This is a genomic window from Methanobacterium subterraneum (assembly GCF_002813695.1).
Lineage (GTDB): Archaea > Methanobacteriota > Methanobacteria > Methanobacteriales > Methanobacteriaceae > Methanobacterium > Methanobacterium subterraneum.
In genome coordinates this window covers 1,662,501-1,689,198 of the sequence record NZ_CP017768.1, presented here as the reverse complement: position 1 = coordinate 1,689,198, position 26,698 = coordinate 1,662,501, and the positions used below count along the sequence as shown (strand labels likewise).

The window sequence follows — 26,698 nt, the reverse complement described above, 5'->3', positions numbered from 1 at the left end:
TAATTATTTTTTTTATTTATTCAACAGTTTTAAAGCTTCATCTTTGTTGATTTCGCCTTTACTGAGTTTTTCTATAATCTCCTTCTGGTTAATGGCTGGTTTTTCCAGTTTGTATCCCAGGGAGGAAATCACTTCATCCAGCTTATTCCTTACTGTGGGATAGGATATCCCCAGTTCCTTCTCTATTTCCTTAATATTGCCCCTGTTTTTGATGAAAACCTCAACAAAGTATTTTTGTTGTTCACTTAGCTTGCAAAACTTGCAGAGGTCGAATTCACCCTGGATGGTAGTTTCGCAAGTTTTACAGTGTATCTCGGTGATCTTGGTTTCACCCTTGCAGATGGGGCAGCTTCCAGGCACTTCACGTTTCAAATCCATTCATCTCCTCTTAAACTGTGTATATGTCCTGATTTATTTCTTACACTGTGTAGATCTTCACTACTACTTTCTCCTGGTTTTCGTCGTAGGTATCGATATTCACCAGTTCGAAGGGTTCCTCCTGTTCCAACTGGTTCAGGATCCCTTCAACATCTTCCGGGGTGAGGTTCTTAATGATCTCACTCATGTTTTGGTGTTCACCAGGGGACAGCCAGTCATCTTTTATTTTAGAAGGGCCATATTTAAGTACCAGCTTGGAAATCCATTTCAACGTTGAAAAACGTAACGCTGAAATGGGAAACGAGAATTTACTTGTTTTTATTTCCATTTTTAATTTTTTAGCCTTCATTGTTCCACCGGAATAACAGGTTTCTTAACGATCCCTGCTTGGTTATTTGATAATATTAATTAATCATATATAAAATTATTGATTATTTTAATTTAAACTTCAATAATGTAAATATTCAAATTAACATTTTTAATGTTAGTGAAGATTTACTATTTTTCTCCATCTCCAGGGCCCATATCTCTCATCATAAAGAAGATCACCTTCAACATAACTCCAGACAATGCCCGGGTAATGAGGCCTATCCTGGCTGGCTGATAGTATTCCTTGCCCTGATAAAACTGGTAATCGGCGGGCATGTACTCTCTGACGTTGAGAGAGACAGTTTGGAATATACGGAAACTCATGTAATCCATAAAACCCACTTTCACTCCATTGAGTTTCTCTTTTTCAACCGATTTTAAGGACTTATCAAAGTTTTCTACAGATTTTTCCAAGTTTCTCTGATTTTTCCTTTTTAAACCATCAGTTGCTGGCCAGGGTGCGGTAACCAATCCACATTTACCAGTTACCCTGTATCCCCAGGATTTAGTCACAGTTTCCATGTATTTCAGTGTTTCTTTACTTCCTACTCCTGCAGTGGTGCAGAGAACCAGAGCCTTCTTCCCGTGGTAGGCTGGGCGGTGGCAGAGGTAGGCCACCCGGTCGATGAAATTCTTCAAAAGGGTGGAGACCATCATTACGTACACTGGTGAAACCATAATCAGACCATCTGCTTCTTCCATCTTATCCTGGATCATCTGCCGGTCATCCTTCAGGGGGCAGAATTCAATCCCCCTGGGCACACAGTTGAAACATCCCCGGCAAGTTTCCAGATGAGCATCCTTCAGAAAGACGTATTCAAACTGGTAATCCCCCTTCTTTTTCATCTCTTCTTCCAGTTTTTTGGCAGCCTGGTAACTGTTACCCTTCTTGCGAGGACTTCCAATGATAGTTAAAATTTTCATTTAAATCACTTTTTAAGGTTCAATATCCAGTTTTTAAATTATAAAAAAATTATTTCCATTTGTTTATAATACCCTATTTGCTCATCCTATTTGCTCAAATCTTCTGCATTATCGAATACATTGGGTAAATAACAAATCAGCAACTTTATTTCGAATTAAATTGCCTGTTCTTGGTCTTTATCTGATCATAACCTCTTTTATTGAAACTGCATTCCTTCATACAGATGGTGCAGCCGTGACAGAATTCTTTTAATATCACAGTCCGCTTTATACTACTTGCATCTGATTCTTCGGTAATGGCATTTCCAGGGCAGGCTTTAATGCATTTACCACATTTTTCACAGAAGCTAGACACCCAGGAATGTGAATTACTCCCATTGTCTGGTAAATTATTTATACTGGTGAAAATTACAGATATCCTCTGCCGGGGTCCGAATTCAGGGGTAATTAACATGCCATGCCTCCCCTTCCACCCTAGGCCTGCTTTTTGTGCCAGTGCAGGGTAAACCACAAATCCCCCGGCAGGATGGCTGGCCTGGGCTGCCACACCATTTTCACGGAGGAAATCAGTAAGGTGGTTGGTGGCTTTGCCCAGTTCATCGTAGGTCACCACTCCCATCTCCTGTGTCTGGGAACTGGGGGCATTATCAATGGCTTTTTTGTCCATTTCCATAACCAGAATTATGGCGTTTTCATAGATCAATTTTCTGTCCTGGAAAATGAATTCCGGTGGTACCGGGGTGTAGGCCACTTTATCTATTCCAATGGAACTGGCAAAACCTTCAAATTCCTCTTTAAAACCATCTGTGAGGGTAGTTTCCGGATTTTCAGGATTATATCTAAGGGATTTAACAGTGTGTTCTATGTTTTTAGCGATGGAAAGCTGTTTCGGTAATGTTTTAAGGGTTATTTTAAGTTTATCTGGCATTATTTTCGGGGGAGATCTGGTGGAGGATTCTATTCCCATTTCACCCGTAGATACGCTGGTTTCCATTTTGTTGATTTTATTCAGCCGGTAATCAGCGTATCGGGATTTTATCTCACTTAATATGCTAATTTACGGTTCTCTCCTCTAATTGTATCCAAGAAATAGTCTACATGGTTAGATATGACCTCTTCAACCGTACTGGTGTCTGAATCTTCACTTCTTAACAGGAGATATTCGAGAAACAGGGAGAAAAGAGGGTATTGGAATTCCACTGATAGAATTTTAGGATTAACTGGTTTGATGGTTCCATTTTCAACCATTTTTTCCAGTACTTTTTCTGTGAATTGTTGAGGTTCCTTTATTAAAGTATGCAGAATGATTTTTTTGGCTCTTTCATCACGGAACTGTTCACTGGAACTGATCTGGAATATTTTTGCCATTTTCGGGGTTTTTAAAATATTCAGGGTACGCTTCACCCTTTCCCGGAACACATCTAGGGTTAGTTCATTGAGTTTAGCTGGATCTTGAGCCTCTGGAGGTCTCATTTTTATTAATTCTTTTTCGAAATATTGGAAAATGTCGTCCAGTATGGCGTTTTTACTGGGATAATGATTATAAATTGAACTCTCCCTTATGCCCACTCCTCTGGCTATTTCACGCACTGAAACTGCATCAAAACCTTTTGCTGCAAATAATTCAATTGAAACGTCAAATATTCTTTCTTTGGTTGGTTTGATCTTGTCTTTTGATTTTTCATCTTCCATAGGATGTTCCCCTTAACTAACGTTCGTTAGTCTCATGAGTATAAGGTTGACTTCATGGTATATAAAACTAACGTTCGTTCGTAAGAATGATCTCGGAAAAAATGTCAGAAAATAAAAATAGTAATCCTTCTTAAATCTTAAGAAAAACGTTTTATAACGTGTAATTGTAAATCTACCAGAATAAAAATATTGTTCTGGGGGTTTAAAGGGAATAAGATAATAAAAATTATTCTGGTGGGAAAACGTCGAAGAATAATTCTCTAAACTCACCCATTAACTCTTTAGGGAATTTTAAACCAACACAGATTATGAGAACCCCGGTTCCAAGTGTTCCCTCTTCATTGTTGGGGTCGTCTATTAATTCTTCATCAAATACCAGATTTACCCTGGACTTTTCCTGAAGAAAATCCCATAGTGTTTCTTTTTCAGGGTTTTTCCCTGACGCACTGATTTTATTACGGAGTGCTAACTGTAAAAATTGCTCCCAATCTCCGTATTCGCAAAATTCAATCCACACTGACCCTTTATAATCAATACATGAATTGCAGGTTTCAATTTCCCAGTGAAAAAAGTTTTTAATAATATCCTCTATCCCTTCATCTACCAGAATATAAAAATCATCATCAACTTTAAGCTCGACCTGTTTATGCCCCATATCAATTCCTCCTAATTATTTTGTAAACATTTCACTTGTTTATATCATTAAACAAAAAGTAGATTTACCTTTTCCTAACCACATTGTTAATGGTAATGGCTATTAAAAGTAAAACCGGCCATATCTCTAGCCTACCCATCCAGAAATCAATTATAAATACTATTTTAACCAGTGTAGGTGAGTTGGGAGTCATAATTCCACTGGAAAGACCCACATTACTCAGGGCAGAGGCTACTTCAAATATCACCCTGGAAATATCCGGATAATAAATCAGGACAATGACCACACTTACAATGTACACCACCAGGTAGGTGGATAGAAAAGCCCCGGTTAATCTTATAACATCATCGGTTATTAATAATTCACTTACGTGGTGTAACTTCTTGGCCATAACCGCTTTACCGGGTAATATGAATGATTTAACCTGCCAGGATATTCCCTTAAGAAGTATGCCCACCCTGAGCCACTTAATACCCCCACCGGTTGACAATGACCCGGCACCAATGATCATGATTAGGGTCATGAGGAAAGTACCCAGACCAATCCACTTACTGAGAATATCCGGATAGAAGGCAGTCTGCAGGCCGGTGGTGGTGATGGCGGAAACCATCTGGAACAGGCTGAACCTCAAATTTAGCAAAAAGTCATGGCCATAAACCTGGTTGTTGTACAGCATAAAGGTTACCAGGATTGTGGAAATTATTATAAGACCAAAAGCCACTTTAGTCTCTATATCCCTAAAATACTCCCTCCAATTCCCCTTAAGAATAGTGTAGTGCAGGGCATAGTTGGTGGCGCCAATCATCATCACGATCATTGCTGCAATCTCGATCCAGGCACTGTTATAAAATAAAAGGCTGTTATTGTGCATTCCAAAGCCTCCAGTGGAGAGAGTGGTGAATGCATGGAAAACCGAGTCAAAGAGGGGCATTCCCGCTATGAAAAAAAGTGCTATGGCAATTAAAGTGAATAAAGAGTACATGTAAACAATAATTCGAGTGGAATGTTTAATACTAGGCACTAATCGTTCCTCTCTTCCTTCTGCCATGTAAAGACGCATTACATCAACACCAGTAGATCTTAAAAGGGCGAGAAGAAGAAATATGATACCAAGGCCACCAATCCACTGGGTGAAAGCCCGCCAGAAGTTCATGGTATAGGAAACTGCATCAATATTAACGTACATACTGAAACCAGTTGTTGTAAAACCGGACATGGCCTCAAAATAGGAATTAAGATATGATAACTCTCCCGAAAGATAATAAGGCAATGCTCCCAGTGCACAGGCAATAAGCCATATGATTGTGGAAAAAATCATGGCACATTTCAGAGTCATTTTAATTTCAACTTTAAACAATTTCATCAGAAGAAAACCAATAACCGCACTTATAATGGTAGAATAAAGAAAAGGAGCTATATATTTTGGTTCATTGTAAATAAAAGTAATCAAGATGGGGATTAGCATGGCACCTGCTAGGAGAACACACACGTTTCCAGTGTGATGTAGTATTGTCTTAACTTCCCTTTTGCTAAGGCGATGAATTTGCTGCATTTAGTTAACAACCCCCTCCATCTTTACTAAACATACCTTAATTTTTTCAACCGGTTAAGATAGATCAGACTAACATATAATATTTGTCATGGCGATCAAAAAATTTCCAAACACCAGACGTGTAATAAGCAAACTATTCCAATTTGTATCATAGTAATAACCAATCAAAACCTAACCTATCCCTATAAAATAATATTCACTCCTACAGCAATATTTAAAACTAAAACAAGGGAAGAAATGTCATGAGAAGAAATGATAAAGAAATCAAAGACCATGAAATCATCCTTAAAGTATTAAATCAATCAGAAACATGCAGGATAGCTTTGTGCAATGGTTTAAAACCTTACATAGTGCCCATGAACTTCGCATACCATGATAACGCCCTATATCTTCATTCTGCCACTGAAGGCCGTAAAATTAATATTTTAATGAAAAACAACAATATCTCTTTTCAGATGGATGTTAAAACCCAGGTAGTCACCAATGAAATACCCTGCAACTGGGGTATGAAGTATCTGAGCGTAATTGGTTCTGGTAAAGCCCAATTTATCCAAGATGCAATGGAGAAAAAGGAAGCAATGGATATAATAATGGCCAAATACTCATCTGAAAGCATATTCGAATACTCTGGCGAAGCTTTAAACAGTATTCTGGTGATAAAAATTGAAATAGAGGAGATGACCGGTAAAAAATCAGGTTATTAAGAATTATATATACAGGGGAATCTCATGTCCTAATGATTTTCACTAAAGCAATAAACTGTTAAGGAGTTGTATTTAATGGAAAGGTACAATCGTGGTTGGGAAAAACTAAAGGAAATTGATGGTGAAGCAGGAGAAGCAGTGATTGAAAATCTAAAGGATGTAGCTCCTGATCTGGCTAAGTATGTAATTGAATTTTCATTTGGGGACATCTACAGTAGACCTGGAACCGCCCTCCAGGAGAAGGAAATTGCAGTGGTGGCAGCCTTAACTGCCATGGGAAACGCTGCCCCACAGCTGAAGGTGCACATAAACGGAGCACTCAACGTAGGTGTTTCTCCAGAAGAACTGGTGGAGGTCATCCTGCAAATGTCATCTTACAGTGGTTTTCCCAGTGCTATAAATGGGATCAACACGCTGAAGGAAGTTTTACAGGAGAAAAAGATTGATTTCGAGCCAGTTCCTGAAAAACAGGGGGGAGATCGTTTCACTCAGGGTGTAAAATGGCTTTCCAGGCTGGATGAAAACCAGGTGGAGGTTTTAAAGGAGAACTTCCGGGATATAGCTCCTGATTTCACGGAATTTGTAGTATGTTTTGGATACGGGGATATCTACAGTAGAAAGAATTTGGGCCCTAAAATGAGGCAAATTGCCACCATAGCCGCGCTAACTGCCATGGGCACAGCCCAACCACAACTGGCCTTCCACATCCAGGCGGGTTTAAAGGTGGGTTTAACCCGGGAAGAAATAACTGAAACCATAATTCTAATGATCGTATATGCCGGGTTCCCTGCAGCTATAAATGGTATAAACGCTGCTAAAGAAGTGTTTGACTCACTTTGAATTAGATAAACCTAATACTTTAATCTTAAATTAACCAGTTTAAATATAATATTAGTGTAAGTCGTAGTTTATACAGGGGATTAATCATGGCAGAATTACCAGAAATAATGATATTAACCAGTCAAATGGATGAACAACTCCAAGCCAAGGAATTTCAAGAAGGAGAACTCCGCCAGGAAAAATCATTGAACCTACCGGTGGATGAATTTCTGGAGAAGATCAGGGGAAAGAAGGTAGTTAAAGTTTACAATAAAGGTAAATGGATTTTCATCCAGCTTTCTGATGAGTATCATCTGTTGTTGAATCTGGGTATGGGTGCAGACATCCTCTACCATGAAACTGACCAGGAATTACCTGATGAATATCAGTGCCTCTTCCAGTTCACCGATGGATCCTCTTTTTCCTGTAAATTCTGGTGGATTGGACGGGCAGAACTCCTGCCGGATGTGGAATTACCTCAGCATAAAGCCACCAAGGACATTGCCATCTCCCCATTGGGTGAGGAATTCACTCCAGAATACTTCCGTCAACTGTGCAGTGCACGTTCACAGATTAAAAACCTGATCCTCAACCAGAAAAAAATAGGGGGAATAGGAAATGTTTACATACACGACATCCTCTTCAGGGCCAAAATACACCCTCAAAAAGTGGCCAACACTCTGGAATCATGTAAACTGGATAATCTTCACCGCATAATTCAGGAAAACCTTGAAAATGCCCTGGAAAGGGGTGGATTGTTCTATGAACGGGATTTTTATGGTCAAAAGAATGGATTCACCCGTGAAGATTTCCTGGTGGCATACAAGGAGGGTGAACCTTGCCCTGAATGTGGTAACACCATTGAAAAGATTAAAACCGGAAGCACATCCTCCTATATCTGTCCCCAATGTCAAAAATTGTAAATTACCACTTAACCCCATATCGATAGTTTAATTTAGAATTAAGCCAAACTAAGAACTAGAGATTAAAAGGGAGATCAGGTAAAATGGGCGAAATCGCCATAAATATCAAAGCCGTTAACCAGCCAGGAGTACTGCGAGACATCACCGAACTAACAGCCCAATGTGAGACTAACATCACTTACACCCACATGTTCATTGAAGACAAATACCATGCCTCATTGTACATGGAACTGGAAGCAGTGGAAAATGTACAAAAGTTAATGGAGAACATCGGAAAGCTAGAAGCCGTGAGGAGTGTTGAAGAATGCCCCACACTCCAGGATGTTTATGGGAAACGGATCATCATCATTGGTGGCGGTGCCCAGGTGGCTATGGTGGCCCAGGGTGCCATAACCGAGGCCGACCGTCATAACATCAGGGGAGAACACATCAGTGTGGATACCATACCTCTGGTGGGTGAAGAAGACCTATCTGAGGCAGTATCGGCAGTGGGAAGACTGCCCAGGGTAGGGGCACTGGTCCTGGCTGGTTCTTTAATGGGGGGCAAAATCACCCAGGCCATAAAGGAAATAAAAAAGGACCACGAAGTCATAGTAATCAGCCTCAACATGCCCGGTAGTGTCACCAAAAAGGCGGATCTGGTGGTAACCGACCCCATACAGGCAGGGGTTATGGCAGTGATGGCAGTGGCTGACACAGCCATATTCGATATTAAAAAACTAGGCCAGAAAAGATTTTAAAACAGAAGATTTAAAAATCCCCCATTTTAATTATTCAATAAAATAAATCAGGATAAGGGCATTTAATGGTTCAATAAAAAAGTATAGTGTAATATTAAGGATATATATCGCTGAAGTCTTATTTTAAACTAAAAAAAGGGATTAAAAAGATCTCCCAGTGGAGATCTTCAAAAATAAATTTTAGAAAAATATTTAATTTAATCCAATCTTCCGGAGAAACATTTTAACTCATTTCTATGGCTCTGATGAGTCTGCTAGCTTCATTTTTAAGTTCAACGTCGGTAATATCTCCACTTTCCCTGACTTTCAATGCTAACTGCAGGACCTGTGAAACATCATTTGGTTTCAAGTTTTCAGCCATCTCCAGATAAGTTTCCCCCTCTTTATCCTCAACAACCACGTCTTTATCGGCCATCATTTTCAAAAGGCCTTTGCAAGTGCCCATAATACTGGTATCTTCCACATTTGCACATTTTTCCAGAAGTTCCTCAGTTTTTTTATCCATGATATCACCAGTTATAATATTGTTTTTAAAGGGATTTATAATCTACATATCTCTCCCAGGTTCAGGTGATAAGAATTGGATCATTTTAATACTATTTGCCAACAAATATTAACCTGCCTAAAATTTCCCAGGATCAAACATTTTACAGGAGTATAATAGAGCGGTGTTCATTAGAGGATGTTGTGTTCGTTATTCGACAACTCTATTTGGGGAAAAATTGGATTTAGGACTTTTTAAAAAGCTAGATAAGATTCCATGATGATGTGAATTTGAGGGGTGAAAAAGATGACACTTCACTGTGACAGTATGGATGGACTGGTGGTTAAGGCAGCTGAAGAAGCTCTGGAAATGGAAAACATAAATTACATACTTCCATTTATCCGGGAAAAACATGGGGATGAGCTTAAAGATGTCTTTGAAAGAACAATCCGGGTGAGGGAGCTTTCAGGGGATGCAGCCGAACTGGCTGATTACTGGTTCTTTGAAACTGCAGTCAGATTACACCTGAAAGGCAGGGGAATACCCTACACCGGACTCAAACCCGCCCAGTTCAATGAAAGACCAGTTGTAAAAATGGCTGGACAGGCAGTTAGAACCGAGAACATGAACGATCTCATGAATTTCATCATGAGCTCCATCAAGGAAGATGTCTGGTCTAGGTTTGAGGATGTAATATCCAAAAAAGATTACGAAATAAACGATGTGGATGATGCCCGGGATTACGTGGATTCCCTTCTGAATTTCTACAGTTACCTGCAACAGTTAATTGATTTCATGGAAGAAGGTTAACTGGATTTTCAAAGTGATAAATAGAATTTGGTGAAAGAAGGTTTAATAAAGGGGGAGAACTTTCACTCCATAAATTAACCTTTAATAAACATGTTAATCCTATATAAATAGTTAAGAGGGATATAAAATGAATGATGAACTGAAATCTGTGGTTATAAATGTTGAAGAGTTGTTAGATTACCAGGAAGGGGCAGTTGTAAGCAGGGAGATCATCCGCAAGGAAACCGGAACCGTGACCATATTCGCTTTTGATAAAGGGGAAGGTTTAAGTGAACACACTGCACCCTTTGATGCTATGGTCCAGATAATCGATGGAAAAGCAGAAATAATCATCTCTGGTAAAAAGAACACCCTCCAAAGGGGTGACATGATCATAATGCCTGCGGATGAACCACACGCCCTCCATGCCCTGGAACGTTACAAGATGATCCTAACCATGATCAGGTCGTGATTATAATGGTTCTGGTCAATTATCTCTTTTTTTGATTTAATCTTTTAATTTACCCCTTTTAAATTAACATTTTTATTTATCAATCATATTTTTTTAACCATTTCCTATAACTAGCCTTTCCCCTTTATTAACCAGTTTTTCTTTTTTTATGACAAACTTTGTCATATTCTAATCCTTTGCATGGTCATAAAATTTCCATAAAAAATTGTTTATCTTTCCAAGGGATAACAGAGATTTCCAGATGACTAATTGGAACAGAAAAAAAGAAATATTGTAAAAAGAGGGAAATAATGGATTTTTAAATAAAAACCCACTTAGGGGGTTTAACTCCCTAAAATCGAGTTATTTGTATGGGGGGTGTTTAAAGTAGTCTGATGAGTAAAGTTTCTTCTTTCACAAACTCCATCTGGTCAATGAGTTTCAGTGCTTCCTGAACATTCTTCTCAGCAGCGTGATGGGTTACCATGAAGATGGGCACTGCTTCCCCTTCATCAGCCTTTTTCTGACTCACCGATTCAATACTTATGTCCAGATCACTTAAAACACCTGATATGGAGTGTAAGACTCCGGGCTGGTCCAGGGCAGTTATCCTCATATAATATTTGGACTCCACCTCGTAGATATCCTTGATATTTTCAACCCGGGTTTCCTTGGGCCCGTAGGATACTGGTCTTTCCATATCCTGGATAATGTCAATGCAATCAGCCACCACGGCACTGGCAGTGGGCATCATACCAGCTCCGGCTCCATACATGAGTACTGGTCCTACCACATCACCCACCAGGTACACTGCGTTGTAGACATCGTTAACCGAGGCCAGTAGATGGGTTTCCGGGACCAGAGTGGGATGCACCCTTATCTCCAATTCACCATCATCGATCTGGGCAATTGCCAGTAGTTTAATTACACTTTCCAGTTCTTCCTGGGCGAAAAGGATATCATCCGGGGTGATCTGGGTTATTCCCTCCACATGGAACTTTTCCTGCTCCACGTAGGTTCCAAAACCAAGAATACTCAGTATTATGAGTTTTTGAGCAGTGTCATGCCCCTCAATATCAAAAGTAGGGTCTGCCTCTGCATAACCCATTTCCTGAGCTTCTTTCAGTACAGTGTCAAAATCAAGACCTTCAGCAGCCATCTTGGTCAGGATGTAGTTGGCAGTTCCATTGATGATCCCGTAGATGGTTTCAATGTTGTTGGCAGCCAGGCCATCGTTGAGGGGTGCCAGTAAGGGTATACCTCCACCTACACTGGCCTCAAAGGACACCCGCACCCCATTATCCTGGGCACTTGCAGTGATTTCCTGCCAGTGCTTAGCTAGAAGGGCTTTATTAGCGGTTACCACGTGTTTACCATTTTCCATGGCCCTTAAAATGAAATTCAATGCTGGCTGGTATCCGCCAACCAGTTCGATGACAATGTCAATTTCTTCATCTTCCAGGATGTCATCCACATTGGTGGAGAGCACCCCGGGTTTGACTTCCACACCACGGTCAGTGGTTATGTCCAGGTCAACTATTCGCTTGAGATTAACCTTTTTATTAACTTTACTTTCTAACAACGGGAGGTTCTGGTTTAAAGTAGCTACCACACCACTTCCGATGGTTCCAAAACCAATAAGTCCAATATTGACAGTTTTTTCCATCCTAATATACTTCCTGATCCATTTTTTAAATTTTTAAATCCTTCAATCAATTAATAATCCTTTCAGATATTCATTTTAATCCATTATTCAAAGCCCTAATCCAAAATCCATAAATACCATTATCAATATCCATTAAATTCCTTTCATCCAAATCCCATATTAAAGTTTATTAATCCATTTTCAGATCCTTTAATTTAACATATTCGCCCAAAGATTCCCTGGTTGTCCCTACAATGAGGCGATAATGAGTTTTTTTACCCATGACTTTTTCCAGTTTTCCTCGGGCCACTATTCGCTCACCTTCTCTGGCCTGACCAGAATAGGTGTGGGTGTAGGACGCCACTTCCTTTAAATAGACATCAGGACCATCCAGTATTTTAACATCTTCCACCTGGTAAACTGCCGGGTTGTCAAAGGCAGCCAGAGCATCAGAAACTGTGGCCTCGATTTCAATGGTTCCACAGGGTTCATAAGTCTCATCACCGAATTTACCTGTGATCTCATCCCATTCCCGGGTGGCCAGAATGTCAAAGAGGGTTCCATCCACCACTCCCCGGTTATTCTTACGATCCTCATACCAGCGGAACTCATCATAACTCAAGGTAGAATCTTTAATCCGCTTAGCATAGAGCTTAGCCCAGTAACCATCCTTAATAGCTTTAAGGGGACTTTTAGGATCGTTCTTCATGGACTCGAAGGTTGCCATGGCTTTTCTATGGTTTTTCAGGCCGTAAACCACGAAGTCGATATCTGAAACCAGGGGGTCGTACAAGTTGGGTAATATTGATCCAGAGATGCCCAGATGGTTCGCTCCGATACCCGCCTCTTCCCGGAAGGTTTCAGCCACTTTAATCACCTTCAACAGGAGATCATTGGGTGAATCCATTTCCATAATCTCCTTAAGGCGATCAACTGGGCTCAGTATCCTTTCCACCCTGCTGGTGGGGGCACCCATCATTTTAACCTGGGTAACTTGACAGTCAAAAAGATAATCAGGATAATACTCCTCTAAAAAATTATAAGCCTGCTGGGAATCTACCTTGGTATACCGGGAGCCATTAAGGGATCTTTCCCCATCTGGATCTGGAATGTAACGCAGAAATGATTGTATTCTGTCATTAGGGTGTAGGTAGGTTGTGGTGGCCAAGAAAAGATCATCCTTGGTATAGATAAAGTCTCGGACTCGGGCTCGCATAATTTAATTTAATGCCGGGCCCATTATTAAATATGATAGTAAAAAGATTGCACCCTGGTCAGGACCTCAAAGGATCACTTCTGAAGATACAGGACAGCGAAGGTTTAAAAGCAGGTGTGGTTCTGTCTATGGTGGGTAGTCTTAACCAGGCAGTTTTCAGAATGTCTGATGGTAATAATAAGACCATACCCGGGCCACTGGAGATAGTTTCCGCCACCGGAACCATAGCCACCAACGGGGTTCACCTTCACCTGGCAGTCGCTGATAAAAATGGCACAGTCATGGGCGGACATCTCATGGATGGTTGTCCAATACACACCACGGCGGAGATATGCATAGCCTGTCCAGATATGGTTTTTGAAAGAGTTTTAGACCCTGAAACCGGTTACATGGAACTGGAAATTTTCCCTCTGTAGAATTATAGTATTCTGCAGTAGAAAGGAATAACACCTTTATAGGGATTTCCAGGGGTAGAACTGGAAGGATGTTTCCCAGTAAAAAATAAAGTTAGAATTCTGATTAAGTGCACAGACTCATAAATGATCAGGATCTATATTATATAACCATAACCTCAAGATAGGTACTCTCCAAAATATTATCAGTTAATCAACTGTAGTGTAACTCAACTGGTACCCACAAAAGTACCATACGGGAATCGAACCCAAATATAATAATGGACTGGATTTTTTATCATGAAACAGAAAACACTCAAACCAGGCATGCTCTATGATGGAAGTCAGATAAAGCCCATGTGGGCATTCCAGGAGTTGGGAATAAAGGGTTCCAGTATTGTGACCTGGATAGGTCCTATGGATATTCATGCAGATGAATTAATTGACTATGAAGATGTGGGGCTGGAGATAAGCTCGGCAGAAATGGTACACTTCATAATCGAACACTTCGACGCGCAACCCGCAGACATGAGACTCTGCTACCACCGGCAGAGAATTCTGGTGATGATAGTCAAGGATATCCTGGAGGAAATGGGTATCAAATGCCAACGCAGGGGTGACGACCTTTACGTTGGCCAGGGGAAGCTCAGCGTGTCCATTGCATCCTGTTCAGTGAGCAGTATGAAGATCCACTTCGCCATGAACCTGACCTCAAAGGGAACACCTGCTGATGTGGAAACCACGGGCTTAACCGAGTGCACACCAGGATTTGCACATGAAAACATCCCATCCCTGGCAAAAAAGATATGCTCACTTTATACAAGTGAAATATCTGATATGGAGCAGGATATATCAAAAACCAGGGTGTTTTAAGGGAAACATTAACAAAGTCAAAGATTAAGAGTCATTAATTTATTTCACCATTATGCAATTTCATAAATCACACTCAATTAATTAAAAATCAAAGGGAAAAATCGGATTAATTCTATGGAAGGTTCTAGATAATTAATTATTAATTAAAAGCTTATTAGAAGGTTATAAAATGAAAATAGTCATAAATGGAATACACGCTAACTTAAGATTCGCATCAGCCCACATGATCCCCTGCCACCAGTTCTGTGGGGGAATACACGGCCACTCCTACCATGTGGATGTCACAGTGGAAGGAGAACGTTGCGGGGAGTTCGGATTCGTGGCTGACTTTAAAACAGTCAAAGGACTGGTGAGGAAAATGTGCAAAGAACTGGATCACAAACTCCTCATACCAGAAAATAGCAAAGAACTTGATTTTACAAGTAAAGATCCTGTGGAGTTCTCCATAGGAACTAAAGAGTATAAAATCCCCAGGGAAGACTGTTGTCTCCTGCCCTTACCATCCACCTCTGCCGAGGAACTGGCCGAGTATCTGGCAGATAAATTATTCCAGGCCCTCACCTCAGAGGGAGATATCAAGAGCGTGTCGGTATGTGTGAATGAAGGAATAGGTCAGGGAGCTTATTTCACAAAAACAGTGGATTAATGGGGGATTAAAAATCAAAACCACAATATCAGAAATTTTCTCCAGCATACAGGGTGAGGGAAAACTCATCGGCCGTAGGCAGGTCTTTGTAAGGTTCACCGGATGCAACTTAAACTGCAACTACTGTGACACTCCCCTAAGCCGTGACCCGGATTATGGTGATGAATTCGAGATAGACACTTTACACCAAAAAATTGATGAACTCATAACTCCTGATTTTCATTCAGTTTCATTCACCGGGGGAGAACCATTACTCCACGCGGATTTTATCAAAAATTTCCTGGAAAAATACCCTTTACCCTCCATGCTGGAGACAAATGGTTCATTACCAGGGGAACTGGTGAAATTAACAGAATTAGTGGATTGTGTTTCCATGGATGTGAAACTACCGGAACATGAAGCGGTTTCCAACTGGGATGATCTCCTGGATCAGGAGATAAAATCCATAAAGATATTAATAGAAAAGGGGATAAATAGTTACTGTAAGTTAGTAGTACAGCCCTCCACAACAACGGAGACAGTGGCCTTTATAGCATCCAGAATAAAGGATGAAATCCCGGATAACCATAAAATTTCCCTGGTTGTTCAGCCGGCCAGTCCCCTGGATATGTGGGCTGGGAAAACTCACAAACTACTGGAAATTTCCGAGAAAGCAGGAGAACATCTTGACGTGTTAACCATACCCCAGGTTCATAAGCTTCTTAACCTAAGATAGGAGGTATATAGATGGAAATGGATACCCAAGTGACTGTACACGACGCCATGACCTCAAGTGTGATAACTGTAGATCCCAATACCAGCGTAGCCCAAGCTGCGGCTATAATGAGCCAGAAGGGCATTGGAAGTCTCATTATCAAAAGTAATTCTGAACCAGAAGGACTAATTACCGAGAGTGACATTATTACCAAGGTTGTATCCCTAGATATCCAGGCCAGCCGGATCACGGTGGCTGAGGTTATGACCAGTGACCTCATAAAAATAGATCCTGGAAGCGACCTCAACGAAGCAGCAAGAACCATGGCAAAAAACAAGATAAGAAGACTGCCAGTGGTGAATAAAGGAGTTCTTGTTGGTATATTAACCTCCACTGATGTGATGACAGTTTCACCAGAACTAACTGAGATACTGGTGGAAACCGCCAAAATGGCCAATCAGATTGAATACTCTGACAATGATAATTCAGTGCCAGGAACCTGTGAAGTATGTGGAAATTACCTGGATTACCTGGAAGAGGTAGATGGGAAGTACGTTTGTGAGGAATGTAAAGAAGAACTAGAAGGTGAATAGTTTGAACCCGGTGGAAAAAGTAATGACCCCGGATCCTGTCACCGTGTCTGTGGATACACATGCCACCAAGGTACGATCCATCTTCCGTGAAGAAGGTTTCCGCACCATCCTGGTAGTATCCGAGAACCGCTTACAAGGTGCCGTAACCCGTGGAGATATGATGAACATATCCTCCACCAAATCCAACATTGCTGCCCGGGGAATAATGGAAAAACCCCGAGTGATCGCCACTCCAGATATGGATTTAATCCATCTGGCTCAGGAAATCATGAAAGCAGGCACAGTCTACGCCCCAGTTGTGGAGTCACCAGACAATATGCACTTGGTGGGAATAGTTACTGTGGCTGATATTTTGAGAAAATTTCTCTACAACGGACTCCAACCCGACCATGAAACCCTGGAAGGCATTGTCACTTCCAATGTGGTTACTTGTAACTACAATGACCTAATCTCCCATGTTTGGAATCGAATGGATGAATCTGGATACTCCGGACTTCCAGTGATGAAAGATGATAAGATTATAGGGATCATCACCAGGATGGATATCATCCGATCCCGCCACGTGAGGATGGGTTTTGAATCAGATTCTGAAATGCAGGGATCCATTAAGGTGGAGAAGGTTATGAAAACACCCCCAGTGGTGGTAACCCCTCAAACCCCAACCAGTGAGGCTGGGGAAATAATACTGGAGTACGATATTGGGAGAATACCCGTAGTTGAAAATCCAGTATACGTTAAAAGAGAACCCCGAAGAGCTAAAGAAGCCGATCTAGTTGGTATAGTTTCAAGGGAAGATATTTTATGGTCTTATATCCGATGATAATCCGACCATCACCTGCAAAGTCCCCTAATATGGGTGCTAAACTATTTTTAAGAATTTCTTTTATTGTTTCTAAATTAAATGCTATCTCTAATCTTAATGAATTAAAGGATAAATTCAAGGTTTTAAGGAATAATTCAAGTTTATATCTCCAAAAGAATTCAAATATATCTTTAGAATTGTATTCAAAGTCATTATGAATGTATTCAAGTCTTTAAAGATGAATTCAAGGTTATCTCTAATATTTAGAGGTGTATAGATGAGAAAAAAACAAACCATAAACCTGGTGAAATCAATGGACCGCGGTCCATTGGAATTTGAAACCCACGAATCCCAGCATGAGGGAGACGTGATGAGCATAGCAACGAAAAAGGTGGTAACCGCACCTCAAACAGCCACCATAAAAGAAGCGGCTGAAATAATGGTAAAAAACAAGTTCAGACGACTTCCCATAACTGACCCTGGGAGTGAAAAGCTTCTGGGAATAGTTACCTCCATGGACATTCTGGACTTCTTAGGAGGTGGGGACAAATACAAGATCCTGGAAGAAAAACACCAAGACAACTTCCCCGCAGCCATAAACGAACCAGTGAAGATGATAATGACCCGTGACGTGGATATCATCAACACCAAGGACTCCATAACCACTGCTGTCACTAAAATGACAAGTAAAGGAGTGGGTGGGCTGCCCATAGTAGACGCAGACCATAAAATAGCAGGAATAGTCTCTGAAAGAGACTTTGTACTCCTGATGGCTGGGGTACTCAACGATGAAAAGGTGGAAGACTACATGCACAACAGGGTAATCACCACCACCCCGGGAACCCGTATTGAAGGGGCTTCAAAGATAATGGTCCGCAACAAGCTACGCAGAATCCCGGTGGTAGGGGAAGATCGTAAAACACCCCACCCTGAAGAGGAGAAGATCGTGGGGATCGTCACCGCCACAGACATACTGGAATTTTTAGGTAAAAACAGTGCCTTTGAACACATGATAAATAACAGTGGTGAAGCCATCCTGAACACCACCATCACTGAGATCATGGAATCAGAAGTGGTCACTGCCAACATTAACACCCGTCTGGGGGACATCTGTGACATTATGGAAGAAAAAGGCATAGGCGGACTTCCTGTGGTGCAGAATGGAGATATGAAAGGAATAATAACCGAAAGTGATATATTAAGAGCCGTGAGTTCCTAACACGGTTAAAATGTTTTAGGGGACGAGTTGCATGATGAAAATCGAGGATGTAATGAACGAGGAAGTAATATTAGCCGAGGAAAACGAACAAGTAAGCCATGCCCGAAACCTCATGCTCAAACACGGCTACAGCCGTATTTTAGTAGTTGACCCGGAAGGTAAACCAGTGGGCATCCTGACTGAGAAAGACCTCACCCGAAAAATGAGATCCAACGGGCCAAAATGGAAAAGGAGAACCATTGACAAAATCAGCATCCGCAGGGTCATGACCCCCAACCCAGTGACCATCACCCCCTTCCGGGAAGTCAGGGAAGCAGTGGAGCTCATGATCAAAAACGATATCAGTTCAATACCAGTAACCGATGGGGATGAAGTGGTGGGAATAATAACCAAAAGCGAACTCATGGATTTCTACCGCCAGAAATACACAGGCAAATGGAAAGTATCCGACCTCATGTCCAGTGAAGTGGTAACTGTAAACGAAAACCACAGCATAGGACACGTGATCAGTATAATGGGGGACCAGAAAATCGGCAAAGTAATAGTGGTGAGGGATAACGAGCCAGTGGGAATCATCACCTCTGCCAACATATCCTTTGCCAACATGGAAGACCCTGAAACCGGAGTGAGTGTGGAAAAAATAGCATTCCTGCGGAAAATCGACGGTCAGGAGAAAAGAAACGTTCGAGAGGTGTCCATGGTCACTGCCGGGGATATAATGACCAACCACCTTATAAAAATCGAACAGGGAGAAGACGCCGCTAGTGCAGCTGACATAATGGCTAAAAAAGAAGTTAGTGGAATGCCAGTTGTAGGTGATGATGAACTGGTGGGAATAATCACCAAAACGGATATAATCCGGGGAATCCAATAATACCGGGGGAATCCAAGATGCATGTGAAAGATATAATGGCCAAAGATGCAGTTGTGGTAGACAAAGACCAGAACATTCATGACGCACTGAAATTAATGAAAAAACACAAAATATCCAGGTTACCAGTTGTAAACACCAACCAGAACCATCAGAAAGAACTGGTGGGTATCATAACCGAGAAAGACATAGCTCTCCGACTGGGATCATCCAAATACGGAAACCTGGCACCATCTCACTTCCATGTCTCCACGGTAATGACACCCCAACCATTAACTGCTGAAGGCAACCAGACACTGGGTGATGCCGCTGAGATAATGCTGGAAAACAGGATTGGCGGATTAACAGTCATGGACGGAACCCAGATCACCGGAATGATCACCAAAACCGACTTCCTGCACACCTGCCATGGCAGACCATTCACTGATATCACAGTTAAAGAGAGAATGCACACCAGTGTAACCACCATTGGGGCACAGGACCGGCTGGTGCACGCCCGTAGAATCATAATTGATGAGGGCATTGGTCGACTACCCGTAATGGAGGATGGTGAGCTCCAGGGAATGTTAACTGCCAAAGACATAGCTCTGGCAATGATGTCCTTCCGAAAAGTTGTTCCAGATAAATACAAACCAGCCAGGATACGCAACCTATTGGTGGAAGACGTGATGATACAGAATGTGAAAACCATCACTCCTGAAACAACAGTATCTGAAGCTGCACAGATCCTTCTGGATGAAAACTTCAGTGGACTGCCAGTGGTGGATGATGATGGTATGGCGGGGATAATCACCAAAACTGACTTCATGAAACTGATAGTGGAACTGGAAAAAGGATAAAATACCCTTTAAGGAGGATCCTAAAATAAATCCTCCTATTTTTAACTTTTTTTTATAAGACTAGGTCAAAAACCTTATGTAACAATTAGACCAAGTGATTTCAAACTAAAACGTGAAATTTAAACCACAATATAATTTTCAAACTATAATGTAATCATTTTAAAAAAATAATCATTTTTAAACCATATTCGCATGAGAGAAAAAAACACCCCACCCCTGGTAACTGATGAGGAAGTTTCCCATCTCCTGGACATACCCTCCCCTAGACTGGAGGATGCCTACCGGAAGGGTATCATAAAAAAATACCAGAAGCACGACCTGGATGCCATACAGTTCCGGAAAGGATTGGGAAGGATGGAAGCAGGGACCATGGTGATAAAAGGGGAGGATATGGAAGTTATAAGGGGTTTCCCCAAGATAAGAAGAACTCTGATGCTCCACCCGGCCCTGGAAAAACATTTCCCCCGGGAAGTGGCAGTGGAGGAGAAGATGAACGGATACAACGTCCGTATAGCCCAGGTTAACGGGAGGATAGTGGCCTTCACCAGGGGTGGTTACATCTGCCCCTACACCAGCCGTAAAGCCACCCAGATACTTGATCTGGATGAATTCTTCCAGAACTACCCAGAGATGGTCATCTGTGGTGAGATGGTGGGCACCCTTAACCCCTACGTATCCCACTACTACCCGGAGGTGGGGAAACTGGGATTCCGCATATTCGACCTCCGGGAGAAACTCACCAACAAACCCCTCCCAGTCCTGGACAAAAGGGAACTCCTGGCAGACTACCACTTGGAACCAGTACGACTACTGGGAATATTCCCTGTGAAAGAGGCTCCGGAGAATATCATGGAGATCACCAATGAATTGGGGAAAAACGACCGGGAGGGAGTGGTGATGAAGGATCCCCAGATGGAACTGGAACCCCTGAAGTACACCTCATCCCAGGCCCAGGCCGCAGAACTGGAATATGCACTGAGCTTCCCCTTTGACCTGGCCCAGGCATTCCTCTTCAGCAGGATCATTCGAGAAGGATTCCAGGCCCATGAAGCCGGAGAAACAGGAGAAAAACTACGCGAAAGAGCATTGAGGATGGGGGAGTCAGCACTATATCCCATGCTGCAAACCATTAGCAAGGTGGAGCAGGGTGAACTGGCAGCAGAGGACCTGTTAATAGAAGTAGATAACCTGGAAGAAGCCGAGGAATTTATCCGCCACCTCAGGGATTTGAAGGTCATGGCCACCCTGGTCGAGGTAAAAAATGGTAAAGCAGTGATAAGGAGAATACACCAATCCACCAATGACCGTATAAACAACTACCTTGATGGGGGATTGTATTAAGGGGTTATATCCCAGTCTAACACTCCACATCTAAACATTACATTTAATACATGAGAAATGCATGTTTTAATCAATAGAAACACCTTCAAAGCACCCCTGCTTTACCTAATTTATGGATTAATATACACCTTCATCCAAAATAATTAATGGATATGAATTAAAAAGTGATCATGTGGTAAGGTGAGTGATATGATGAATGGTGTTAAAATATTCCTGGTGGGGAAGGAAGCGACCAGTGACACGGAACGTGTTCTGGAATCACTGGGCTATGAATTTCAACTCACTCCCAGTGTGGAAGAGGCTGCTTTACAATCTTTAAAAAAAAGGAATATTCTGATTTTAATTGAAAGCTCTTCTAAAGAGGATTTTCCTGAATTTTTCTCCAAGGTTAAAAACCTGGAAACACCAGTTATCATGTTAGCTGAAAATGCTGATGAATTAATCACACCTCGAGGGAATCAACCCTATGGTTATCTGGTAAAACCATACCATGAAAGTGAGCTCAAATTTAACATTAACCAGGCTATCTTTAAAAAAGAACTGGAAAGGAAGTTCAAACGGAGTGAAGATATTCTCAATATCAGCATGAACATGGCTAAGATGGTTTACTGGGAATACGATACTGAAAAAGATCTCTTTACCTTTGATGATCATTTCTATGCACTCTACGGCACTACAATTGATGAACAGGGGGGAAAACATCTGTCCTCTGAGGAATATGTCACCCGTTTCATTCCCCCTGAAGAACAGGATGCAGTGGGGATGGAAGTGGCCAAGGCCCTGGAAACTGATGATCTAAACTTCTCCAGCACATTTCAACACTGGATGATCAGAGCCGATGGTGGGAGAAGGTACATTGTGGTGCGCATAAGGATCATGACCGATGAACAGGGTCATAAAATCGGAACCAAAGGAGTAAACCAGGATATAACTGAGTTTAAGATGGCTGAAGAGGCCCTGAATGAGGCGGATCAGCGTTTGGCAGAGATCATTGATTTTCTCCCTGATGCCACCTTTGCCATTGATGTGGAGGGGCGGGTTATTTCCTGGAACCGGGCCATTGAAGAAATGACATGGGTCTGGTCCGAGGAGATCCTGGGGAAAGACAACTATGAATATTCCTTACCCTTCTATGGTGAGCGACGACCAGGATTAATTGACCTGTTTAACTCCTCTGATGAGGAGATAGAAAGGCATTACCAAAATCTTAAAAAAAATGGTAAGGTATTAACCGCTGAAACCGAAGTAACCCTGAAAGGAGAAAGAAGAACTGTCTGGGTCAAAGCAGTGCCTCTGGAAGATAGTAAAGGTAATTTTATAGGTGCTATTGAGGCCATTAGGGATATTACTGATTTGAGAAATGCGGAGAAAAAGTTAAAAAAATCCCTTAAGGAAAAGGAAATTCTCCTGAAGGAGATCCATCACCGGGTTAAAAATAATCTGATGATCATATCCAGCTTACTTAACCTCCAATCACATTACATAAAGGACAAAGAAGCCCTGGATGTTTTCCGGGAAAGCCAGAACAGGGCTAAATCCATGGCCCTGATCCACGAAAGACTCTACCAATCCACTGACCTTAAAAACATCGATTTTGGTGATTACATACGCAGCCTAACCACCGATCTGTACCACAGCATGGTCTCGGATCCCGGACGGGTTAACCTGGATCTGGATCTAGAGGATGTGAAGATCGATATTAACACCGTGGTTCCACTGGGACTTATTGTCAATGAACTGGTTACCAACAGTATGAAATACGCATTCCCTGATGATGAATGTGGTCATATCAAGGTAGAACTACACCATGAACATGAAAATGTCGTATTAAGAGTCAGTGATAATGGTGTCGGATTCCCTAGGGATGTGGATTATAAAAATACCAATTCTTTGGGACTACAACTAGTTAACAACCTAATAATCCAAATTGATGGCGAATTAGAACTGGATAACAACCAGGGAACAACTTTCACCATCCGTTTTAAAGAACAGAAAGAATGAAATATAACTGTGGAAGAATATTTTATTAACGCTAAGTCACTTTAAAACAAACTATGTTATTTTTAAATGAATACAGTCATTTTTAAATAATAATCAAAGCGGGGCTAGTTAAGTCCTGGTTTTTATAAAACCTTACTATTTGGGGTTAATTATAATCAAATCTGATTATGTCATCACCTTAATGAATAATCAAATACCCGTGTTTAATGATTCTAAGGTAAAATTATGAAAATAGGATATTTCGGACCAGCAGGAACCTTCACTGAAGAAGCAGCATCCAGATTGGAGGGGGAACTGTTACCTTACCCCACCATACCTGAAGTATTTGAAGCAGTCCACAGTGGTGAAGTTGAACTGGGAGTGGTGCCCATAGAGAACTCCATTGAAGGCTCGGTGGGAGTCACCCTGGATCTCCTGGCCCACCAGTACCTCCTGAAAATCAGGGGGGAAATAATACTCCCCATAAATCACAACCTCCTCATAAACCCTGATGCAGAATTAGGGGATGTGGAAGTGGTTTATTCACATTACCAGCCATTATCACAGTGTAGGATGTTCCTGGAGAAAATGGGGGTGCGAACCCAGGCCACCGGTAGCACTGCAGCCGCTGCCGAGATGATAAGTGATGATCGTAAGGCAGCGGCCATTGGAACCCGGCGAGCTGCCCAGTTATACGGTCTTAAAGTAGCAGCAGAGAATATCCAGGACCATGCCAATAACATGACCCGTTTCGTGGTGGTGGATCAGAAGGATCACGCTCCCACAGGGAAGGACAAAACATCGGTGGTGCTATGCCTGTCCCGGGACCGTCCAGGTGGTCTGTACGAGATACTGGGAGAATTCGCCCAGGAAAATATAAACTTGACCAAGATAGAGTCCCGTCCCTCCAAGGAGAAACTGGGAAGCTATATCTTCTTTGTGGATATGGAGGGTCACCATAGGGATTTAAAAATCATGAATGTTATAAATAGGGTAAGATCAAAGGTAGGATACATAAAGATTTTAGGATCATATCCTCAGGAAGGAGATGATTAGAATAGTTTCAAGTAAAAAAAAGCTGGACCAGGCATTGGAAGAGCTTGAATTAGAGTACAGTAAAGGAAATATATCCAAGAAAGAATACTTCGCCCAGAAAAGGGGCATCGGCCAGGAAATGGAAACTCTGCAGACAGCGGAAAGAGTGCGCCGAATGCAGCAGGGTCAGGGATCTGAAAAAACCCTGGATCACTGGACCGATAAGGAAGAAGAGAAGAAAAAACTGGCTGATGATGCTGAAAAGCAGGAAATGCTTAAAAAATATATTACCCGGCCGGAATCCATTAAAAACAAATCCCGGGAAATGCCCAGCAGGGAATGGATGGGTAAACGGGCAAAAATAGGATTAGTGGCCTTTGTTTTACTGGCATTTGTTGTGGGGACCTCTTTAGGGTCCGTATTCATAACCAAACCCAGCGAAGTGCCCCAGGTATCCATGTCCGTTAATGCCAGTGCATTCCTACCAGTACCAGTGAACAATACCACCACTACCACCAGTAACTACACCGTCACCAAGACGCCTACAAAGAACACCACCGTGACCAAGACTACTCCTACTCCTACACCAACACCCCAACCAACGCCAACACCCCAACCAACGCCAACTCCAAGTAATGAAACTGGCTGATGTCAATTACATTAATCCATTTTAATTGCTCAATAAAAATCTCGAGGTAACCCTGTTCCCTTATTTTTTGTAGTTTTTTAAAAGAACATATATAATAAAGAATTTACCAATTATCAAGTAAGGTTCAATTGGTAATAAATGGATAAAATGGAATTGATTTGTGGAAAATCGAAATATAGGAATAATTATAATTTCAAATTGATTATATTTTAAAAATATAAAATCTAAAGAAATGGAATAAGTGGTAACAGGTGTTTGTTTTATGAATAAAATTCTCCCATTAATGGCAGCCATGGTGATGATGGTCCTGGTGTCAGGATGCATCACCAATGAAGATAAGGCCAACCAGACCAATAATTTCTCTCAGAACGGTGTCTCTTTCCAGTACCCCATATCCTGGGGTGTGGCTTCAGTGACTTCACCCAATGGGGTGGCTGCAGTGGGAGATCCCACTACCGTGGTTAACGGAAACCCCACCACATCGGTGGTTATCCAGAAGGCAAATGTAACCACTGGAGCAGCTCTTAAAACAGCCTACGATCTTAACTACGCACAATTCTTCAATAACACGGGGAAAACAAAAGTTTCAGAGGCAGAAATCACTCTAAACGGTGCTAAGGTCTATGAAAACGTGTACACATCCTCGGAGGAGGGAGTGGCCAAGAAGTACCGGGCAGTGTGGATCCAAAAAGGCAGCACCACTTACGTGATACTGTGCAGTGCCCGTACAGAAGCCTACGATGCCCAGCAAGCCAACTTCGACCTGGTGGTAAACAGTTTCCAGGCAACATAATCTATAAAATATTAAAAAAATCTTTTTTTCATTCTTTTTATATTATTTCACCTATTATTCTAATATTTTTTCTTTATTATCCCTTATTATTTTCAAATTCTCATTTTTCCCTTTTTTCACAGGAATTTTTTAACATATTATCATTCCCTTTTAAACTTACACTCAACTTGTCCAATTAACAATTCCATCTCCATTTATTACATTGGCTGGTGCAACATCTCATCTTATATTCATGTGGCACGTTACTTATTCGCAGGGTCAGTTTAATTGCCTTACATATCAGGGGATGATGATATTGATGTACTGACGCCCATTGCAAAAATTTTATATGTTAAACTGAATAGAATACCAAATGTTATAGATATTAATGTTCACAGGGCAGAGTGGTGGACTCATTAAGTCAATAAATCTGCTTTTATTTTATCAAATCCTGTGATTCATAAATTACTTACATATAACGTGTAAGAGTTCGAAATTTAAAAAGCTGGGTTCTATTAGTTTAAAACTATACTGTTTAGGTTATCCCAGCATTAAATTCATGGGAAGGGGTTAAGATTGGTAATGGGGTAATAATTAGACTTTTAACACCGGTATGTGAGTTTTTTATTTCAATATAATTCATCCGGGCCT

At 41.5% G+C, this 26,698-nt stretch carries 30 protein-coding genes; 20 read left to right on the top strand and 10 right to left on the bottom strand.

What is annotated here, in order from left to right; all coding sequences use genetic code 11:
• Nucleotides 1-12: 12 nt before the first annotated feature.
• The 7 genes from BK009_RS08165 to BK009_RS08135 form a co-directional block, all read right to left on the bottom strand.
• Entirely contained in the window at nucleotides 13-378 is a 366-nt protein-coding gene (locus tag BK009_RS08165) for a DUF2089 domain-containing protein (RefSeq protein ID WP_236950970.1), read from the bottom strand.
• Nucleotides 379-418: 40 nt separating this feature from the next.
• Nucleotides 419-727 carry a hypothetical protein gene (locus BK009_RS08160; protein WP_100907082.1) on the bottom strand — a complete coding sequence of 103 codons (309 nt, stop codon included), beginning with the start codon at nucleotides 725-727 and terminating at the stop codon, nucleotides 419-421.
• A gap of 149 nt (nucleotides 728-876) precedes the next feature.
• A complete protein-coding gene (locus tag BK009_RS08155; RefSeq protein ID WP_100909358.1) occupies nucleotides 877-1,671 on the bottom strand; it encodes a flavodoxin family protein in 795 nt (264 codons plus the stop codon).
• A 145-nt stretch (nucleotides 1,672-1,816) separates the two neighbouring features.
• Nucleotides 1,817-2,665: a 4Fe-4S binding protein gene (locus tag BK009_RS12680; RefSeq protein ID WP_100907080.1), complete on the bottom strand. Its 849-nt coding sequence runs from the start codon at nucleotides 2,663-2,665 to the stop codon at nucleotides 1,817-1,819.
• Between the two features lie 50 nt (nucleotides 2,666-2,715).
• A complete protein-coding gene (locus BK009_RS08145) occupies nucleotides 2,716-3,363 on the bottom strand; it encodes a TetR/AcrR family transcriptional regulator (protein ID WP_100907079.1) in 648 nt (215 codons plus the stop codon).
• Nucleotides 3,364-3,589: 226 nt separating this feature from the next.
• Entirely contained in the window at nucleotides 3,590-4,018 is a 429-nt protein-coding gene (locus BK009_RS08140; protein ID WP_100907078.1) for a hypothetical protein, read from the bottom strand.
• 64 nt (nucleotides 4,019-4,082) lie between these two features.
• Complete coding sequence (locus BK009_RS08135; RefSeq protein WP_100909357.1) at nucleotides 4,083-5,570, bottom strand: TrkH family potassium uptake protein; 1,488 nt, start codon at nucleotides 5,568-5,570, stop codon at nucleotides 4,083-4,085.
• A gap of 242 nt (nucleotides 5,571-5,812) precedes the next feature.
• Between BK009_RS08135 and BK009_RS08130 the strand changes: the two genes are divergently transcribed.
• From BK009_RS08130 to BK009_RS08115, 4 genes are all read left to right on the top strand, one after another.
• Nucleotides 5,813-6,274 carry a pyridoxamine 5'-phosphate oxidase family protein gene (locus BK009_RS08130; protein ID WP_100907076.1) on the top strand — a complete coding sequence of 154 codons (462 nt, stop codon included), beginning with the start codon at nucleotides 5,813-5,815 and terminating at the stop codon, nucleotides 6,272-6,274.
• A 75-nt stretch (nucleotides 6,275-6,349) separates the two neighbouring features.
• Nucleotides 6,350-7,114, top strand: a complete 765-nt coding sequence (locus BK009_RS08125; protein WP_100907075.1) for a carboxymuconolactone decarboxylase family protein — start codon at nucleotides 6,350-6,352, stop codon at nucleotides 7,112-7,114.
• A gap of 86 nt (nucleotides 7,115-7,200) precedes the next feature.
• Nucleotides 7,201-8,016: an Fpg/Nei family DNA glycosylase gene (locus BK009_RS08120; protein WP_100907074.1), complete on the top strand. Its 816-nt coding sequence runs from the start codon at nucleotides 7,201-7,203 to the stop codon at nucleotides 8,014-8,016.
• Nucleotides 8,017-8,099: 83 nt separating this feature from the next.
• Nucleotides 8,100-8,756, top strand: a complete 657-nt coding sequence (locus tag BK009_RS08115) for a DUF5612 domain-containing protein (protein ID WP_100907073.1) — start codon at nucleotides 8,100-8,102, stop codon at nucleotides 8,754-8,756.
• Between the two features lie 223 nt (nucleotides 8,757-8,979).
• Here the strand turns inward: BK009_RS08115 and BK009_RS08110 are convergent, their stop codons facing one another.
• Entirely contained in the window at nucleotides 8,980-9,261 is a 282-nt protein-coding gene (locus BK009_RS08110; RefSeq protein WP_100905499.1) for a hypothetical protein, read from the bottom strand.
• Nucleotides 9,262-9,546: 285 nt separating this feature from the next.
• Between BK009_RS08110 and BK009_RS08105 the strand changes: the two genes are divergently transcribed.
• Both BK009_RS08105 and BK009_RS08100 read left to right on the top strand, forming a co-directional pair.
• On the top strand, nucleotides 9,547-10,050 hold the full coding sequence (locus BK009_RS08105) for a DUF6448 family protein (protein ID WP_100907072.1): 504 nt from the start codon (nucleotides 9,547-9,549) through the stop codon (nucleotides 10,048-10,050).
• Nucleotides 10,051-10,177: 127 nt separating this feature from the next.
• Entirely contained in the window at nucleotides 10,178-10,501 is a 324-nt protein-coding gene (locus tag BK009_RS08100; RefSeq protein ID WP_100905501.1) for a cupin domain-containing protein, read from the top strand.
• A gap of 361 nt (nucleotides 10,502-10,862) precedes the next feature.
• Here the strand turns inward: BK009_RS08100 and BK009_RS08095 are convergent, their stop codons facing one another.
• Together BK009_RS08095 and BK009_RS08090 are read right to left on the bottom strand one after the other, a co-directional pair.
• Nucleotides 10,863-12,146: a homoserine dehydrogenase gene (locus BK009_RS08095; RefSeq protein ID WP_100907071.1), complete on the bottom strand. Its 1,284-nt coding sequence runs from the start codon at nucleotides 12,144-12,146 to the stop codon at nucleotides 10,863-10,865.
• A gap of 169 nt (nucleotides 12,147-12,315) precedes the next feature.
• Nucleotides 12,316-13,341 carry a DNA polymerase subunit beta gene (locus tag BK009_RS08090; RefSeq protein ID WP_100909356.1) on the bottom strand — a complete coding sequence of 342 codons (1,026 nt, stop codon included), beginning with the start codon at nucleotides 13,339-13,341 and terminating at the stop codon, nucleotides 12,316-12,318.
• Nucleotides 13,342-13,373: 32 nt separating this feature from the next.
• Here BK009_RS08090 and BK009_RS08085 point away from each other — a divergent pair, with 32 nt between their 5' ends.
• From BK009_RS08085 to BK009_RS08015, 14 genes are all read left to right on the top strand, one after another.
• Nucleotides 13,374-13,757, top strand: coding sequence for a PPC domain-containing DNA-binding protein (locus tag BK009_RS08085; RefSeq protein WP_100906710.1), 384 nt, complete (start codon nucleotides 13,374-13,376; stop codon nucleotides 13,755-13,757).
• 276 nt (nucleotides 13,758-14,033) lie between these two features.
• Nucleotides 14,034-14,606 carry a DUF366 family protein gene (locus BK009_RS08080; RefSeq protein ID WP_100907069.1) on the top strand — a complete coding sequence of 191 codons (573 nt, stop codon included), beginning with the start codon at nucleotides 14,034-14,036 and terminating at the stop codon, nucleotides 14,604-14,606.
• Nucleotides 14,607-14,775: 169 nt separating this feature from the next.
• Entirely contained in the window at nucleotides 14,776-15,252 is a 477-nt protein-coding gene (locus BK009_RS08075) for a 6-carboxytetrahydropterin synthase (RefSeq protein ID WP_100907068.1), read from the top strand.
• Nucleotides 15,230-15,967: a 7-carboxy-7-deazaguanine synthase QueE gene (locus tag BK009_RS08070; RefSeq protein ID WP_100907067.1), complete on the top strand. Its 738-nt coding sequence runs from the start codon at nucleotides 15,230-15,232 to the stop codon at nucleotides 15,965-15,967. Before BK009_RS08075 ends, BK009_RS08070 begins: the two co-directional genes overlap by 23 nt.
• An 11-nt stretch (nucleotides 15,968-15,978) precedes the next feature.
• Nucleotides 15,979-16,539, top strand: a complete 561-nt coding sequence (locus BK009_RS08065) for a CBS domain-containing protein (RefSeq protein WP_100905507.1) — start codon at nucleotides 15,979-15,981, stop codon at nucleotides 16,537-16,539.
• A gap of 10 nt (nucleotides 16,540-16,549) precedes the next feature.
• On the top strand, nucleotides 16,550-17,359 hold the full coding sequence (locus BK009_RS08060) for a CBS domain-containing protein (RefSeq protein WP_236951053.1): 810 nt from the start codon (nucleotides 16,550-16,552) through the stop codon (nucleotides 17,357-17,359).
• A gap of 259 nt (nucleotides 17,360-17,618) precedes the next feature.
• On the top strand, nucleotides 17,619-18,560 hold the full coding sequence (locus BK009_RS08055; RefSeq protein WP_100909355.1) for a CBS domain-containing protein: 942 nt from the start codon (nucleotides 17,619-17,621) through the stop codon (nucleotides 18,558-18,560).
• Nucleotides 18,561-18,591: 31 nt separating this feature from the next.
• Nucleotides 18,592-19,434, top strand: a complete 843-nt coding sequence (locus tag BK009_RS08050) for a CBS domain-containing protein (protein ID WP_335645232.1) — start codon at nucleotides 18,592-18,594, stop codon at nucleotides 19,432-19,434.
• 17 nt (nucleotides 19,435-19,451) lie between these two features.
• Nucleotides 19,452-20,270: a CBS domain-containing protein gene (locus BK009_RS08045; RefSeq protein WP_100905510.1), complete on the top strand. Its 819-nt coding sequence runs from the start codon at nucleotides 19,452-19,454 to the stop codon at nucleotides 20,268-20,270.
• Nucleotides 20,271-20,462: 192 nt separating this feature from the next.
• Nucleotides 20,463-21,611 (top strand): RNA ligase, encoded by a 1,149-nt coding sequence (locus tag BK009_RS08040; protein WP_100907064.1) that lies wholly within the window; start codon nucleotides 20,463-20,465, stop codon nucleotides 21,609-21,611.
• A 192-nt stretch (nucleotides 21,612-21,803) separates the two neighbouring features.
• Nucleotides 21,804-23,612 carry a histidine kinase dimerization/phosphoacceptor domain -containing protein gene (locus tag BK009_RS08035; RefSeq protein ID WP_211290130.1) on the top strand — a complete coding sequence of 603 codons (1,809 nt, stop codon included), beginning with the start codon at nucleotides 21,804-21,806 and terminating at the stop codon, nucleotides 23,610-23,612.
• A 225-nt stretch (nucleotides 23,613-23,837) separates the two neighbouring features.
• Complete coding sequence (pheA, locus tag BK009_RS08030; protein ID WP_100905512.1) at nucleotides 23,838-24,647, top strand: prephenate dehydratase; 810 nt, start codon at nucleotides 23,838-23,840, stop codon at nucleotides 24,645-24,647.
• Entirely contained in the window at nucleotides 24,640-25,275 is a 636-nt protein-coding gene (locus tag BK009_RS08025; protein WP_100905513.1) for a hypothetical protein, read from the top strand. The genes pheA and BK009_RS08025 overlap by 8 nt, the downstream gene beginning before the upstream one ends.
• Nucleotides 25,276-25,537: 262 nt before the next feature.
• Nucleotides 25,538-26,068 (top strand): PsbP-related protein, encoded by a 531-nt coding sequence (locus tag BK009_RS08015; RefSeq protein WP_100909353.1) that lies wholly within the window; start codon nucleotides 25,538-25,540, stop codon nucleotides 26,066-26,068.
• Nucleotides 26,069-26,698: the final 630 nt, after the last annotated feature.

What these genes read in the sequence shown, in the direction of transcription:
- BK009_RS08165 (WP_236950970.1), bottom strand. Translation starts at nt 378, where the DNA reads ATGGATTTGAAACGTGAAGTGCCTGGAAGCTGCCCCATCTGCAAGGGT.
- BK009_RS08160 (WP_100907082.1), bottom strand. Translation starts at nt 727, where the DNA reads ATGAAGGCTAAAAAATTAAAAATGGAAATAAAAACAAGTAAATTCTCG.
- BK009_RS08155 (WP_100909358.1), bottom strand. Translation starts at nt 1,671, where the DNA reads ATGAAAATTTTAACTATCATTGGAAGTCCTCGCAAGAAGGGTAACAGT.
- BK009_RS12680 (WP_100907080.1), bottom strand. Translation starts at nt 2,665, where the DNA reads ATGGAAACCAGCGTATCTACGGGTGAAATGGGAATAGAATCCTCCACC.
- BK009_RS08145 (WP_100907079.1), bottom strand. Translation starts at nt 3,363, where the DNA reads ATGGAAGATGAAAAATCAAAAGACAAGATCAAACCAACCAAAGAAAGA.
- BK009_RS08140 (WP_100907078.1), bottom strand. Translation starts at nt 4,018, where the DNA reads ATGGGGCATAAACAGGTCGAGCTTAAAGTTGATGATGATTTTTATATT.
- BK009_RS08135 (WP_100909357.1), bottom strand. Translation starts at nt 5,570, where the DNA reads ATGCAGCAAATTCATCGCCTTAGCAAAAGGGAAGTTAAGACAATACTA.
- BK009_RS08130 (WP_100907076.1), top strand. Translation starts at nt 5,813, where the DNA reads ATGAGAAGAAATGATAAAGAAATCAAAGACCATGAAATCATCCTTAAA.
- BK009_RS08125 (WP_100907075.1), top strand. Translation starts at nt 6,350, where the DNA reads ATGGAAAGGTACAATCGTGGTTGGGAAAAACTAAAGGAAATTGATGGT.
- BK009_RS08120 (WP_100907074.1), top strand. Translation starts at nt 7,201, where the DNA reads ATGGCAGAATTACCAGAAATAATGATATTAACCAGTCAAATGGATGAA.
- BK009_RS08115 (WP_100907073.1), top strand. Translation starts at nt 8,100, where the DNA reads ATGGGCGAAATCGCCATAAATATCAAAGCCGTTAACCAGCCAGGAGTA.
- BK009_RS08110 (WP_100905499.1), bottom strand. Translation starts at nt 9,261, where the DNA reads ATGGATAAAAAAACTGAGGAACTTCTGGAAAAATGTGCAAATGTGGAA.
- BK009_RS08105 (WP_100907072.1), top strand. Translation starts at nt 9,547, where the DNA reads ATGACACTTCACTGTGACAGTATGGATGGACTGGTGGTTAAGGCAGCT.
- BK009_RS08100 (WP_100905501.1), top strand. Translation starts at nt 10,178, where the DNA reads ATGAATGATGAACTGAAATCTGTGGTTATAAATGTTGAAGAGTTGTTA.
- BK009_RS08095 (WP_100907071.1), bottom strand. Translation starts at nt 12,146, where the DNA reads ATGGAAAAAACTGTCAATATTGGACTTATTGGTTTTGGAACCATCGGA.
- BK009_RS08090 (WP_100909356.1), bottom strand. Translation starts at nt 13,341, where the DNA reads ATGCGAGCCCGAGTCCGAGACTTTATCTATACCAAGGATGATCTTTTC.
- BK009_RS08085 (WP_100906710.1), top strand. Translation starts at nt 13,374, where the DNA reads ATGATAGTAAAAAGATTGCACCCTGGTCAGGACCTCAAAGGATCACTT.
- BK009_RS08080 (WP_100907069.1), top strand. Translation starts at nt 14,034, where the DNA reads ATGAAACAGAAAACACTCAAACCAGGCATGCTCTATGATGGAAGTCAG.
- BK009_RS08075 (WP_100907068.1), top strand. Translation starts at nt 14,776, where the DNA reads ATGAAAATAGTCATAAATGGAATACACGCTAACTTAAGATTCGCATCA.
- BK009_RS08065 (WP_100905507.1), top strand. Translation starts at nt 15,979, where the DNA reads ATGGAAATGGATACCCAAGTGACTGTACACGACGCCATGACCTCAAGT.
- BK009_RS08055 (WP_100909355.1), top strand. Translation starts at nt 17,619, where the DNA reads ATGAGAAAAAAACAAACCATAAACCTGGTGAAATCAATGGACCGCGGT.
- BK009_RS08050 (WP_335645232.1), top strand. Translation starts at nt 18,592, where the DNA reads ATGATGAAAATCGAGGATGTAATGAACGAGGAAGTAATATTAGCCGAG.
- BK009_RS08045 (WP_100905510.1), top strand. Translation starts at nt 19,452, where the DNA reads ATGCATGTGAAAGATATAATGGCCAAAGATGCAGTTGTGGTAGACAAA.
- BK009_RS08040 (WP_100907064.1), top strand. Translation starts at nt 20,463, where the DNA reads ATGAGAGAAAAAAACACCCCACCCCTGGTAACTGATGAGGAAGTTTCC.
- BK009_RS08035 (WP_211290130.1), top strand. Translation starts at nt 21,804, where the DNA reads ATGAATGGTGTTAAAATATTCCTGGTGGGGAAGGAAGCGACCAGTGAC.
- pheA (WP_100905512.1), top strand. Translation starts at nt 23,838, where the DNA reads ATGAAAATAGGATATTTCGGACCAGCAGGAACCTTCACTGAAGAAGCA.
- BK009_RS08025 (WP_100905513.1), top strand. Translation starts at nt 24,640, where the DNA reads ATGATTAGAATAGTTTCAAGTAAAAAAAAGCTGGACCAGGCATTGGAA.
- BK009_RS08015 (WP_100909353.1), top strand. Translation starts at nt 25,538, where the DNA reads ATGAATAAAATTCTCCCATTAATGGCAGCCATGGTGATGATGGTCCTG.